Here is a 13,108-nt window from a genome sequence, read left to right on the forward strand (position 1 = left end):
CCTTGCCCCGCCCCGGCACCAGCTTTTCTTCAAAAACAGACAATGGTCTCAAGATTTTCGACAGGAGTTTCAAAATGGGTATTTTTTCACGAACCCGCGACATCATCGCCGCCAACGTCACCGACCTGCTCGACCGGGCCGAGGACCCCGAAAAGATGATCCGCCAGATCATCTTCGAGATGAACGAAACGCTCCTCGAAGTTCGCGCCTCCGCCGCCCGCACCATCGCGGACCAGAAAGAAATGCGCCGCCACATCGCCAAGCTCGAAAGCCTGCAGGACAGCTGGAAGGAAAAGGCCGAACTCGCGCTGTCGAAGGACCGCGAAGACCTCGCCACCGCCGCGCTCGTCGAAAAGCAGAAGGCCGGCGACATGGCCGAGAAGCTCAAGGCCGAGATCGCCGTCCTCGATGACGCGCTGACCGGTTACGAGGCCGACATCGCCAAGCTGCAAAAGAAGCTTTCGGAAGCCCGCGCGCGCCAGTCGAGCGTCGTCAACCGCCTCGAGAGCGCCGAGAATCGCTACAAGCTGCGCGAGATGACCAACGGCGACCGCGTCGAAGACGCCTTCTCGCGCTTCGAGATCCTCGAACGCCGCGTCGACGAAGCCGAAGGCCGCGCCGATGCGCTGAGCCTCGGTTACAAGAAGTCGCTCGACGAAGAGATCGCCGAACTGCAGGCCGCCGACAAGGTTGCCGACGAACTCGCCGCGCTGAAAGCCGCGCAGGCCAGCAAGCAGTAAGGAGCAAGGCCGATGGAAGAGATCATCATCGTCCCGATCGTTATCGGAACCCTCTTCCTCGGTCTGCCTTGGCTGATCCTCCACTACATCACGAAGTGGAAGCAGGCCAAGACGCTGACCGGAGAAGACGAACAGCTGCTCGACGAACTCTATGATACGGCACGAAGGCTCGAAAACCGCCTGCACACCGTCGAACGCATCATCAGCGCCGACCATCCCGACTTCCGCCCCGCGGTACGCAGCGATGAAGAACTGGCGCAACTCGAAAACAATAGCCGGAGGAACTGAGATGTCTGCCAGCCGCACAAAATTCTACCTCGACAAGCAGAACGGCAAATGGAGCGGTGTGTGCGCCGGGATCGCGGATTATAGCGGGATCGACGTCCTCTGGGTCCGCGTCGGCGCGGTCCTCCTGACCCTGATGGGCGGCTTCCCCTGGACGCTGATCGCCTACTGGATGGTCGCCTGGATGGGCACGCCCAAGCCGTTCGCGCTCTATGGTTCGAGCGAGGAAGCGAAATTCTGGCAGGGTGTGCGCAGCAACCCGACCGCATCGACCCGCGACATCAAGTCGCGCTTCCGCGACATCGACCGCCGGCTTGCCGACATCGAGCAATATTATACGAGCCACAACCGCCGCCTCGCGGACGAGATCGACGCTCTCCGCTGATCGGGCCTCACGCGGAAACGGCAACAGGGAGGAAGATACATGAATTTCGGTGGCACCACTTTTGTCCTCGCCATCATCGCATTGTCGATCGGCGGCTGGATGTTCACCACCTGGATCCGCGCCAAGCACGGCTATCCCGTTGAGAATGAATGGGGCGGCACGGTTCATCGAACCGACCCCGACGCTGATCGAAAAATCGCCCTGCTGACCGATGACAACGCCAAGCTGGCGGGGCAGGTCAGCCGGCTGGAAGAGCGGATTTCGGTGCTCGAACGCATCGCGACCGAAAACCATGGTCAGGCGGCAGAGCTCGCCAGCCAGATCGACCGCCTGCGCTGAGAGGATAAAAGACAATGAATCTCGATGTCCTGAACGCCATCGCCCCCGTCATCGCCACCATCGGGCTGGCCGGGGTCGGAGGGTGGGTCTTCACCGCCTGGCTCCGCGTCAAGAACGGTTATCCGCTCGAAAACAGCTGGGGCAAGGCGGTTTACCCCAAGACCAGCGACGAGGCGATGGAACGCGTCAAGCTGATCAGCCAGGAAAATGCCCAGCTGCGCGCCGAGCTCGGTTCGGTGAAGGATCGCCTCGCGGTGATCGAGCGCATCGTCACCGACGAGAGCCACCGGCTGAGCCATGAGATCGAGGCGTTGCGGCGCCCCTCTAACTGAGGAGATTGAACCATGGAAGTCATCTTCATTCTCGCCATCGTCGTCGGACTGCCCGTCACCTTGGCCATCGGCTATGCCGCTTATGAGCGGACCTTGAAGTTCAAGGAAAAGCAGTTCCAGGCGATCACCCACGAGACCGCCGAGAAGGCCGCGCAATATGCGGCGCAAACCGAACGGCTGGAGGCGCGCGTCCGTGTTCTCGAGCGCATCGTTACCGACAAGGGAATTGATGTCGCCGACGAGATCGAAAAGCTGCGCGACGCCCCGCTGAACTAAAAACAAAGATATACGGAAAGGATCTTCCCCATGGGCCCGTTTGAAATGGTTGTCGGCATCGTCCTGATCGTGACCATCGGCAGCATTATCCGCGCCAAGCACGGCATCCGCCGCGATCACAAGGGCGGCGACTATTTCGTCGCCACCGACAATAGCGAGACCAAGGCGCTGCAAGCCGAAATCCGTGCGCTGAAGGACCGGATCCAGGTGCTCGAACGCATCGCCACCGACCACAACCGCGCGGTCACGCTCGATCAGGAAATCGAGAAATTGCGCGACAACAGCAAAATCTGAATGCCGGAAAAGGAGCAACGCTCATGGCTTTCATCACCCCCGACTTCACCGCCGCAGCGATCGCGCTGACCGCACTGACCATCGTCAGCCTGGTCGCGCTGCGCGGCTGGCGCGACTGGATCCAGCTCAAGCGCGAGGAACTCGCCGCGGGCCACCACGCGCCGCTCGCGCAGGATCCAGGCGTCCCGCACGCCGGGTCGCGGATCGAGATCGCCGACCTCAAGGAACGGCTGCGCAAGCTCGAAGCCATCGCGGCGGGGGTCGATCTCTAATCCATCCGCGACACCCGCGCGGCACCGGCCCTCTCCCCTGTCCGTCGCCATCCGTCCGGCGGCTGACAGGGAAGCGGGCCGATGTCGTTTCAGGGCTCTTTCAACTTGGCGCCATCTATGCGAGTGGCGCGGCCATGCGCAGCCTGACCGATATCTTCGACGAATATGATTTTCTCGACGGCGACGATCGCTATCGCCTGCTGATCGATCTCGGCCGGACGCTCGAGCCGATGCCCGATGCGCTCAAGACCGACGCGACAATGGTGCGCGGTTGTTCGGCCAGCGTCTGGGTCTATCCGGTGCCACGCGAAGACGGGCAGCTCCACTTCCTCGCCGACAGCAACGCCGCGATCACCAAGGGGATCGTCGCGCTCGTGCTCGCCGCGGTGCAGGACAAGCCCGCGGCCGAAGTCGCCGACATGGACGTCGCGGCGGCGCTCGCGCCCTTCGACCTCACGCGCCAGCTGTCGTCGAACCGGACGCAGGGCGTGCCCAACATGATCGCGCTTGTGCAGGAGACCGCGCACCGCATCGCCGCGGGCTGATCCGTCAAGAGCGCCGCTTGCGCCGGACCTGTTCTCACCCAAAGAAAAGGGCGCGGGAGTTGCCTCCCGCGCCCCTTTTCTTTTTGGCCGAAGCCGGATGGCTTAGAAGTTGACCTTCACGCCGACGCGGACGCCGTACAGCGACACGCGGTTCGTCAGAACCTCGTTCGGTGCAAGAGTGTTGGTATACTGATATTTGGTGCAGTTCGCCCCGCTCGTCGCGGCGCAGGTGACGCGCACCAATGCCGAGTTGTACGGGAACGACACCTGACGGAGCGAACCCCAGTCGCTGTCGATCAGATTCAGCACATTCTCGACGTCCGCGAACAGCTTGAACTTCGCATTGCCAACAAAGGCCGGGATTTCCTGGCTGAAGTGCAGGTCGACCTTGAAGAAGTCGGGCGAGGTCTGGCTGTTCTTCTTGACGATCTTGCCGCGATAATTTTCGAGGCCGAGCTGGCTGATCAGATCGTTGAACGCCGCTTCGTTCTGCGCTGCGGTCACGGTTGCGCCGTTGGCAGTGTGCGAACCCCACTGGACGAGCGGATCGTTGGCACCGGTGGGAACGTAGAGCAGCATGTTGCCAAGGTTCCCGACGGTGCCGAACACCGCGCCGCGGCCGCTGCTGTTGTCCAGCATGGTGACGCTGTACGGGCGGCCCGAGCGATATTCGCCGAACAGGCTGATACGCGTTTCATTGTCGCCAAAGAAGTTGCGCTTGAAGTCGGCGCCGAATTTCCACTGGTGGGTATATTCGTAGATCGACCGGCCATAGGCAGCGCGGTTCGGATCGACGAAGGCGTTGTTGCCATAGTTCGACGACGCGGTCGAAGAGGTCATCGCGCCTTCGTCCTTGACGTTCGAATAGGTGTAGCTGCCGTCGATCGAGAGGCCGAAGTCCCATGCCTTGGCGAAGCGGGCGGTCGCGAAATAGGCGCGGCCCTTTTCGCTGTTGGTCAGCTGGAGATCGCGGTTGCTCGTTGCGGCGCCGCCGATCGGACCATAGCGGGTGCGACCATCGGGCAACGTGCCGACCGGCACCGAGCGCAGGTCGGTCCACGTGTAGCCATAGATGTTCTTGTCGTACAGGAACTGGCCGCCGACGAACCAGCCGTCGCCGATTTCATAATCGGCCTGCAACGAAGCCTTCCACTTGCGCGCGACCTTCAGATCCGGATCGATATTGTCGGTCGGCGCGGCTGCCAACGAGCCGACGTTCCGCGACAGGAAGTCGGTGACGCTGGTCGGGATTGTGCCATTCGAGACGTTGGTAAGGGCGTTACAGGTCACCGACGCCGCACAGTTGGCGTCGTTGATGTCGACCGAGTTGGTCAGCAGGCCCGTGTTCGAGAAGCTGTTCGACAGATAGACGTCGGGCGTGCCGCCCGAGAAAATGCCGACGCCGCCGCGGACGATCAGCTTGTCGGTGGCCTGCCAGTTGAAGCCGAAGCGCGGCTGCAGCACGTCGCGGCCGTTGAAGGTTTCGCGGTTGTGGAAGCCATAACGAGCCAGGAAGTTCGGGTTCAGCGGCGGCTTCACATCGTTGCCGAACAGGTCGTAACGAACGCCGAGCGACAGCGTCAGATCGGGGGTGACCTGCCAGTCGTCCTGGATGCCCACGGTGTAGTTCTGCGTGCTGAAACGGGCCGCGGCATCGTTCGGATCGAGGCTGGGCACCGCGTTGCCGTAGCGCAGGCGGTTCGCATTGCCAGCGGCGAAATCGGCGAGGCTATCGAAATAGAAATCGCCGAGCGAACGCTGCAGGAACAGGTTGTACACCGAAACGTCGGTGTAGCCCGCGAGCAGGCGGAACGAATGATCGCCGGCGTCCAGACGCGCGGTGAGGTCGAACGACAGATTTTCGGTGTTGAGGTCGTTCGACTGACGGCTGACGTCGGGGCCGAAGAACAGGCGCGTGCCGTCGCAGCTGGTTGCCGAACCCGTCGAAGCCGCGTCGGTGCAGACTTCCATCTGCGGGAACTCGCGGCCGCCGAACGGCGTCTGGTCGCGGTTATAGTCGCGATACGATGCGCGGAAGGTGGTCGAGAAAGTGTCCGACCAGGTCGAGTTCAGTTCAAAGGAACCCGAGTTGACTTCTTCGGCCAGCTCATAGCCGTTCGACTGGAAACCCAGCGCGAAAGGCGCGGTCAGGAAGGTGTTCTGCTGGAACTGCTGCGTGCCGACGTTGCGGATATAGGTCAGCGATGCGCGCTGCGTGTCGCTGATGTTCCAGTCGAGCTTGCCGATGATCTTTTCGTCTTCTTCGACCGCATTCGGCGACAGGCCCAGCGTGTCGTAGCCATAGCGCGACTGTGCGACGTTGCTGACCTGGTCGATCACCGCCTGCGTCAGGCCGGGGACCTGGTTCGCGAAGCCGTCGCCGAACCCATCGTCGAACGGATCGCTTTCCTTCGTTTTTTCATAGGCAAGCATGAAGAACAGCTTGTCCTTGATCAGCGGCCCGCTGAGGTGCGCACCATATTGCTTGCTGTCGAAGTTCAGATTGATGTTGCGACCGCGGGTGCGGTCGCCGGTCAGGCTGTCGTCGGTGTAGGTGAAGAAGGCGCCGCCGTGGAACTTGTTGCCGCCCGAACGGAGAATGACGTTGACCGCGCCGCCCTGGAAATCGCCCTCGGCGATGTCGAAGGGGGCGACCTTGACCGAGAATTGCTCGATCGCGTCGAAAGGAACCGGGCCGCGCGAGGTCGGCAGGCCGCCGTTGTTGAGGCCAAAGTCGTCGCTCATCTGGACGCCGTCGACCGAGAAGCGGTTGAGACGGCCGTTGTTGCCGGCGACTTCGATCGTGCGGGCGTTGCTCAGGTCGAGCGTGACCAGCGGATCGCGGCGTGCGAGGTCGCGGATGTCACGGTTGATCGAGGCGGCACCTTCGATCGCTTCGCGGTTGAGCGCGGTGATCGGGCCGTTCGAGGTTTCGACTGCGCCCTTGACCGACGAGGCCGTCACGACGATCGCCGTGTCTTCGAGCGTGATCGGCAGGCGGAAAGGCTGGCCGGCCTGCAGGAACAGGTCGGTGACCTGCGTGCTGTCGAAACCGTCAGCGGTCACTTCGACCGTGTAGGGGCCGCCGACGCGAAGGCCGTTGGCGCCGAAATTGCCGCTGGCGTCGGTGGTCGTACGCGACACGGTGCCCGACGGGACGTGGGTCACGGTGACGGCGGCGCCGGCGACCGGGCCGCTGGCCGTTTCGACGGTCCCCCGGAGCGACGAGCTGGTTTCCTGGGCTGCGGCGGGAGCGGCGAGCGCGACGCTCAGGCTGAGCGCAGCGGCGCTGGCAGCCAGATAATGACGGAAATGCATTTGGATTGTCCCCTTTGGTGTGCATTTGGCAGGCGCCCGAATGGGGCGCGCCTGACCTGCGAGCGCCCCTGAAGCCCGCATGTGGCACGATTGTGACAGCAATTGTGACAGTGCAAGCGGGGAGGGCCGCGCCGCTCAGACGCGGTGCAAAAAACCGCTAATTTTCGTCAGGTGCCCAAACTTATCCACAGGCGGGGATGCGTTTTTTCCGGAAACTGTTGCTGCAATGCAACATAAAAGGGCGCCCCGTGGGGCGCCCCATGTGCGACTCAGGCGGCGTCGCCTGCGGCTTCTTTCGCCTTGTCGGCATAGACGCGCACCGGATCCTTGCGGCCCTCGACGACATCCTTGTCGACGACGATCTCGACCACGTCGGTGAGGTCGGGCAGGTCGAACATCGTGTCGAGCAGGATCGCCTCGACGATCGAGCGCAGCCCGCGCGCGCCGGTCTTGCGTTCGATTGCCTTCTTGGCGACCGCGACCAGCGCATCGTCGGTAAAGGTCAGCACAACCTCCTCGAGGTCGAAGAGCTTGCGATACTGCTTCACCAGCGCGTTCTTGGGCTCGCCCAAAATCTTGACCAGCGCGTCGATGTCGAGATCCTCGAGCGTCGCGATGACCGGTAGGCGGCCGACGAATTCGGGGATCAGGCCGAATTTCAGCAGATCCTCGGGCTCGATATTCTTCAGCACTTCGCCCATGCGGCGCTCGTCGGGGCCGGCGACATGCGCGCCGAAACCGATCGACTTGCCCTGCAGGCGGTCGCCGATGATCTTTTCGAGGCCGCTGAACGCGCCGCCGGCGATGAACAGGATGTTCGTCGTGTCGACCTGCAGGAATTCCTGCTGCGGATGCTTGCGCCCGCCCTGCGGCGGAACGCTCGCGGTCGTGCCTTCCATCAGCTTGAGCAGCGCCTGCTGCACGCCTTCGCCCGACACGTCGCGGGTGATCGACGGGTTTTCGGCCTTGCGCGAGATTTTGTCGATCTCGTCGATATAAACGATGCCGCGCTGCGCCTTTTCGACATTATAGTCGGACGACTGCAGCAGCTTGAGGATGATATTCTCGACATCCTCGCCGACATAGCCGGCCTCGGTCAGCGTCGTCGCATCGGCCATGGTGAAGGGCACGTCGAGGAAACGCGCGAGCGTCTGCGCGAGCAAAGTCTTGCCGCTGCCGGTCGGGCCGACGAGCAGGATGTTCGACTTCGCGAGTTCGACATCATCGCCGCGGCCCGAGTTGGCGAGGCGCTTGTAATGATTGTGCACCGCGACCGACAGCACGCGCTTGGCGGTGTTCTGGCCGATGACATAGGCGTCGAGATGCTGGCAGATTTCCAGCGGCGTCGGCACCGCGCCATCCTTGCGTGCGGCGATCCCGCCCTTGATCTCTTCGCGGATGATGTCGTTGCACAGTTCAACGCATTCGTCGCAGATGAACACGGTCGGTCCTGCGATGAGCTTGCGAACTTCGTGCTGCGACTTGCCGCAGAAGGAGCAGTAAAGGGTGCTCTTGCTGTCCGAGCCGCTCAATTTCGTCATAAATCTTCCTCTGGCAGCGCCAAAAGGGCACCGCCGCCTTTATCCTAGCCCGCGGTCACCCAATTACAATATGGCAATTGGGTGACATCGGTTCAATGTCCCGCGTAGCGCCAGAGGGCGAAGCGGGCGTCAAGAAACGCGGTTACTGGTTCGTTTCGGGACGTGGCACTCAGGGCGTCGGGCCTTCGCTCACATCCTTCGGCGCGTCGTCGCCCGGCAAGCCCGGACGGCGGTCGAACACCTGGTCGACGAGTCCGAATGCCTTGGCCTCGTCGGCTTCGAGGAAGGTGTCGCGGTCCATCGCTTTTTCGATCTCTTTCAGCGGCTTGCCGGTATATTTCACATACAGGTCGTTCATCCGCTTGCGGATGCGCAGAATCTCGCGCGCCTGGATTTCGATATCCGATGCCATGCCGCGCGCACCGCCCGAGGGCTGATGGATCATCACGCGCGCGTTGGTCAGCGCGACGCGCATGCCGGGCTCACCCGCGGCGAGCAGAAAGCTGCCCATCGACGCGGCCTGACCGACGCACACCGTGCCGACGCGCGGGCGGATATATTGCATCGTGTCGTGGATCGCCATGCCCGCGGTGACGACTCCGCCCGGCGAGTTGATGTACATATAGATGTCCTTCTTCGGATTTTCCGATTCGAGGAACAAAAGCTGGGCGGTAATCAGCGAGGCCATATTGTCCTCGACCTCGCCGGTGACGAAGATGATCCGTTCGCGCAGCAGGCGCGAGAAAATGTCGAAGCTGCGTTCGCCGCGGCTCGTCTGCTCGACGACGACGGGAACAAGGGCTGCGAGCGGGTCGATCATTGGGAATTCGTCCTTATGTTATCGGGATGCCGCGCCGGAGAATCCGGCGGGCTGCCCCTCCATGATCCTACATCGTCGCCAAGCGGAGGTCTTTCAAGGGGGCAAAAAGAAGGGGCGGGAAAGTCCCGCCCCGTCCGGATTATCTGGTTTCGCCTCAGTCGCCCTCGCCGGGTTCGGGCGAAAAGAGCGTCTCGAACTTGTTCTCGACGCCTTTGAACTCGTCGGCGTCGGCGGGGCTGTCCTTCTTGACCGTGATGTTCGGCCATTCGGCGCTGAACTTGCTGTTCACTTCGAGCCACTTTTCCAGGCCGCTCTCGGTGTCGGGCAGGATCGCCTCGGCCGGGCATTCGGGTTCGCACACGCCGCAGTCGATGCATTCGTTCGGATTGATGACGAGCATATTCTCGCCCTCATAGAAACAGTCGACGGGGCACACCTCGACACAGTCCATATATTTGCACCGGACGCAGGCATCGGTGACGACATAGGTCATGGGCTTTCGGCTCCCTCAGATGACGGCAATCGGGCCGTCAGGCTCTCAATATGGGCTCGCCTCTATGCCGCGTGAAGGCGGTGCGTCAACGCTAAGCGACAGTTGCGAATCACTCTCACTGAATAGGACGATCGGGATGCCGCGGGTGCAAAGCATTTCCATCGGCGTCGATAGCCGATTGTGCGGGCGGCAACGCCCCGGGATCGAGCCGCTGGTAACAAGCCTGCGCCTCGGGCGCGGGGCCGCGGCGGAGCGGCAACGAAAGCAGGCGGATCACCTCGATCCGCTCGCCAACCGGCAGAACGAGCGTCGACCCGGCATGCACTGCGCATGATGAACGCGTGATGCGCCGCCCGTCGAGCCTGATATGCCCCGCTTCGACCATCGCCTGCGCCATGCTGCGCGAGCGGGCGAAGCGCAGGAACCACAGCAGCTTGTCCAGCCGGATGCTTCCCGCGGCGCCCGGACTTGCCATCAGTCTTTGCGTGCGTCCGCGAGCAGCGCAGCGAGGCCGGCAAAAGGGCTGTTCGGCGACGGGCCGCGACGTGGCTGCCGGTCGGGGCGGTCGGGACGCGGCGGGCGCGGCGCGTCGACACGCACTTTGTCGGGCTTGCCGCGTTTGCCCTTCGCCTGGTGCGTCGGCGGGCGCCTTGTTTCGCCATTCGCGGCGCGCGGCGGTGCGTCGGCGCTTTTGCGATGCGGGTGCGGCTTGCGGCGCGGGCGCTTTTCGGGCTTGCGCAGCCCCGACCAACGCCAGCGCTGCAGCGCGGGTTCGCCGATGCTGCGGAAACCGAAGCTGCCGAGCAAGGCGCGGCGCGTCTCTTCGTCGAGCCCGAGCGAGGTCGCGAGCGCGGGGTCGATTACGAAGCCGGGCGGCGGCGCGGCGCCTACGCCGTCATGCTCGTCACCCGCATGATCGTCATGATGCTCGTCGCGGCCGGCGAGCGGCGCGGTCGGCGGTGCCGCCGCCTGCATCCGCGCGGCATGCGCCTGACGCGCGAGCTTTTCGGCCATGTCGATGCGCAGCCAGCCCGACGCGCAGCGGCGGAACCCCGCGATCACCAGCCCGGCGTGGCTGCCCGCCTTTTGCAGCACCGCGCCGTGCGGCGGCAGCACGGGAACCGGCGCGCCCTGCTGCGCCGCCGTCAGCGCCGCGCGCCAGCGCACCGCCTCGGGCTTGAGCAGCAGCGGGTGGAAGAGATCGAGCGAGCCGATGGTGAAGCCGAGCTTGCGCAACTGTGGACGTTCTTCGGGCGTCAGCGCGCCCAGCTGGTCCTCGACCGCCGCGCGGCCGATCGTCCCGCTGTTGTCGGTGAGCGCGGCGAGCAGCGCGCGGACGCGCGGCGGGGTGAAGAGGTCGCCCGCCGCCTCGCCCATCGCGGCGAGCGGGCCCGCGTGGCGCGCGAGCTGGGCGGCGACGAAGCGCTGGAGCCGCTCCGAAATCGCCTGCACCTGATGCAGTTCGAGCCGCCGCAGCGACGGGTCGATCTGGATCGCCGGCTGGACGAGCGTCGGCCCGCGCGCGAGCGTGGCGATCGCGTGGCCGTGCCAGGCGAGGCGCGGCGCGGTCCCCGGCTCGGCGATCAGCGACAGCGCGCTGTCGTCGCCCTCGGCGAGCGCGGTCGCGCGGCGCGCGAGTTCGGCGCGCAGATGCTTTTCGGCCGCGGCGAGCAGCATCCGGTGGTCGCTCGCTTTCGCCACCGGATCGACCTTGAACTGAAAGCCTTTCAGCGTGCCGATCGCCTCGCCGTCGACCGCGACGGTGCCGTCGGCGCCGACCGCGACGGGCAGCGCGGCGCCCCGCTGTCCCGCGTCGCGCAGCAGCAGCGCGAGCCGCCGGTCGACGAAACGCTGCGCGAGCGCGGCGTGCAGCGCGTCGGACAGGCGCGATTCGAGCGCCTGCGTTTGCTCGGTCCAACCCGCCGCGCCCGCGATCCAGTCGCCGCGCTGCGCGATGAAGCAGAGCGTGCGCACCGCGGCGATGCGGCTTGCGAGCTGGTCGATATCGCCCTCGACATCGTTCAGCCGCGCGAGGCGGCGCGCGAACCAGTCGGCATCGATCATCCCGTCACCGCTCGTGCGCCACTGCCACAGCTTGAACACCGTACGGCTATGATGTTCGGCGCCCAATTGCTCGAAATCGGGGAGGCCGCAGACGTCCCACAGACGCTGCACCGCATCGAAATCGCCGCCGCGCGCGCGTACCTCCATGTCGCCTGCCAGATGCTTGAGCACCGCGATGTCGACCGCCTCGGGCGCGGCGCGCAGCATCGGCTGGCTCGGCGGCTGCGCGAGGTCGGACAGAAGTTGATCGAGCGAGCCGAAGCCCGGGGTCGGGTTGCGCCAGAACAGGCTCGCGAGCGGCGGGAAATGATGTCCCTCGATCGCGTGGATTTCCTCGGGCGTGAAGCCGCCCTGCGGCAGCCCGACGGTCCCGAAGCCGCCATCCTGCTGGTGGCGCCCGGCGCGCCCCGCGATCTGCGCCATTTCCGAAACTGTCAGGCGGCGGAGGCGGCGACCGTCAAATTTCTGCAGGCTCGCAAAGGCGACATGCTGGACGTCGAGGTTGAGTCCCATGCCGATCGCGTCGGTCGCGACGAGATAATCGACTTCGCCCGCCTCGAACATCGCGACCTGCGCATTGCGCGTCTTGGGGCTGAGCGCGCCCATCACGACCGCGGCGCCGCCCGAAAAGCGGCGCAGCATTTCGGCGATCGCGTAGACTTCCTCGGCCGAAAAGGCGACGATCGCCGAGCGTTTGGGAAGGCGCGAGAGCTTCGACGACCCGGCGTAGCTCAAGGTCGAGAAACGCGGCCGGGTGATGATCTCGGCCTCGGGCACCAGTCCCTTGACCAGCCCGCGAAGGCTCGCCGACCCCAGGATCATCGTTTCCTCGCGTCCGCGCGCGCGCAGCAGCCGGTCGGTGAAGACATGGCCGCGCTCGGGGTCGGCGCCGAGCTGCGCCTCGTCGATCCCGACAAAGGCAACGTCGCGTTCGACCGGCAGCGCTTCCATCGTGCCGAGCAGATAGCGCGCGTCGGGCGGCAGGATTCGCTCCTCGCCGGTGACGAGTCCGACCTGCGCCGCGCCCTTGATCGCGACGACGCGGTCGTAAACCTCGCGCGCGAGCAGGCGCAGCGGAAAGCCGATCATGCCGCTCGAATGGGCGGTCAGGCGCTCGACCGCCAAATGGGTTTTGCCGGTGTTGGTGGGGCCAAGGACAGCCTTGACCGGCTGGGAGGAGGATGACGTCATTTTCTTGGGAGCCAAGCTGGCATGCGCAAGGTCCGCGCGCAACAGCCGATCGCGCAATGGCAGGACGGAGGCCGATTTTTTCCACACTGTTGCATAATATCCCGGCCCCGCCACGCCTTGCCGCAACGCGCCGCGGCAAATCCGCCATTAAATTGACTTTAACGACCTTTCTTTACAGACAGTGCCTCGAAAACATCATTCGGCAGCCGGGGA

General features: G+C 64.3%; 15 protein-coding genes. 9 read left to right on the forward strand and 6 right to left on the reverse strand.

All coding sequences use genetic code 11. From position 1 onward, the window contains the following. The first annotated feature begins 74 nt into the window (after nt 1–74). The 9 genes from pspA (at nt 75) to J2X38_RS21085 (ending at nt 3,468) form a co-directional block, all read left to right on the forward strand. On the forward strand, nt 75–740 hold the full coding sequence (gene pspA, locus J2X38_RS21045; RefSeq protein WP_310257201.1) for a phage shock protein PspA: 666 nt from the start codon (nt 75–77) through the stop codon (nt 738–740). A gap of 12 nt (nt 741–752) precedes the next feature. Further along, on the forward strand, nt 753–1,028 hold the full coding sequence (gene pspB, locus J2X38_RS21050) for an envelope stress response membrane protein PspB (RefSeq protein ID WP_056367989.1): 276 nt from the start codon (nt 753–755) through the stop codon (nt 1,026–1,028). Between the two features lies 1 nt (nt 1,029). Then, nucleotides 1,030–1,410 (forward strand): envelope stress response membrane protein PspC, encoded by a 381-nt coding sequence (gene pspC, locus J2X38_RS21055; RefSeq protein WP_056367992.1) that lies wholly within the window; start codon nt 1,030–1,032, stop codon nt 1,408–1,410. A 39-nt stretch (nt 1,411–1,449) separates the two neighbouring features. Next, a complete protein-coding gene (locus J2X38_RS21060) occupies nt 1,450–1,749 on the forward strand; it encodes a hypothetical protein (protein ID WP_056367994.1) in 300 nt (99 codons plus the stop codon). 14 nt (nt 1,750–1,763) lie between these two features. After that, nucleotides 1,764–2,081 (forward strand): hypothetical protein, encoded by a 318-nt coding sequence (locus J2X38_RS21065; protein WP_310257204.1) that lies wholly within the window; start codon nt 1,764–1,766, stop codon nt 2,079–2,081. A gap of 12 nt (nt 2,082–2,093) precedes the next feature. Continuing rightward, the gene (locus J2X38_RS21070) at nt 2,094–2,357 is read left to right on the forward strand and encodes a hypothetical protein (protein WP_037513613.1); all 264 of its coding nucleotides are present in this window, start codon (nt 2,094–2,096) and stop codon (nt 2,355–2,357) included. A gap of 30 nt (nt 2,358–2,387) precedes the next feature. Beyond that, nucleotides 2,388–2,651 (forward strand): hypothetical protein, encoded by a 264-nt coding sequence (locus tag J2X38_RS21075; protein WP_310257206.1) that lies wholly within the window; start codon nt 2,388–2,390, stop codon nt 2,649–2,651. A gap of 23 nt (nt 2,652–2,674) precedes the next feature. Further along, the gene (locus J2X38_RS21080; RefSeq protein ID WP_310257208.1) at nt 2,675–2,923 is read left to right on the forward strand and encodes a hypothetical protein; all 249 of its coding nucleotides are present in this window, start codon (nt 2,675–2,677) and stop codon (nt 2,921–2,923) included. A 134-nt stretch (nt 2,924–3,057) separates the two neighbouring features. Further along, the gene (locus J2X38_RS21085; protein WP_310257210.1) at nt 3,058–3,468 is read left to right on the forward strand and encodes a SufE family protein; all 411 of its coding nucleotides are present in this window, start codon (nt 3,058–3,060) and stop codon (nt 3,466–3,468) included. A 102-nt stretch (nt 3,469–3,570) separates the two neighbouring features. Here the strand turns inward: J2X38_RS21085 and J2X38_RS21090 are convergent, their stop codons facing one another. The 6 genes from J2X38_RS21090 to J2X38_RS21115 all read right to left on the reverse strand — a co-directional run bounded on the left by J2X38_RS21090 (nt 3,571) and on the right by J2X38_RS21115 (nt 12,895). Continuing rightward, nucleotides 3,571–6,786, reverse strand: a complete 3,216-nt coding sequence (locus J2X38_RS21090; protein ID WP_310257212.1) for a TonB-dependent receptor — start codon at nt 6,784–6,786, stop codon at nt 3,571–3,573. Nucleotides 6,787–7,055: 269 nt separating this feature from the next. Beyond that, nucleotides 7,056–8,327 carry an ATP-dependent Clp protease ATP-binding subunit ClpX gene (gene clpX, locus J2X38_RS21095; protein ID WP_310257214.1) on the reverse strand — a complete coding sequence of 424 codons (1,272 nt, stop codon included), beginning with the start codon at nt 8,325–8,327 and terminating at the stop codon, nt 7,056–7,058. Between the two features lie 169 nt (nt 8,328–8,496). After that, nucleotides 8,497–9,147, reverse strand: coding sequence for an ATP-dependent Clp protease proteolytic subunit (locus J2X38_RS21100; RefSeq protein WP_058537746.1), 651 nt, complete (start codon nt 9,145–9,147; stop codon nt 8,497–8,499). Nucleotides 9,148–9,301: 154 nt separating this feature from the next. Beyond that, nucleotides 9,302–9,640, reverse strand: coding sequence for a ferredoxin FdxA (gene fdxA, locus J2X38_RS21105; RefSeq protein ID WP_058537747.1), 339 nt, complete (start codon nt 9,638–9,640; stop codon nt 9,302–9,304). A 115-nt stretch (nt 9,641–9,755) separates the two neighbouring features. Beyond that, on the reverse strand, nt 9,756–10,115 hold the full coding sequence (locus J2X38_RS21110) for an RNA-binding S4 domain-containing protein (RefSeq protein WP_058537748.1): 360 nt from the start codon (nt 10,113–10,115) through the stop codon (nt 9,756–9,758). After that, the gene (locus J2X38_RS21115; RefSeq protein WP_310257217.1) at nt 10,115–12,895 is read right to left on the reverse strand and encodes a helicase-related protein; all 2,781 of its coding nucleotides are present in this window, start codon (nt 12,893–12,895) and stop codon (nt 10,115–10,117) included. The genes J2X38_RS21110 and J2X38_RS21115 overlap by 1 nt, the downstream gene beginning before the upstream one ends. Nucleotides 12,896–13,108: the final 213 nt, after the last annotated feature.

Source organism: Sphingopyxis sp. BE235, from assembly GCF_031457175.1.
In the GTDB taxonomy this organism is placed as follows: Bacteria; Pseudomonadota; Alphaproteobacteria; order Sphingomonadales; family Sphingomonadaceae; genus Sphingopyxis.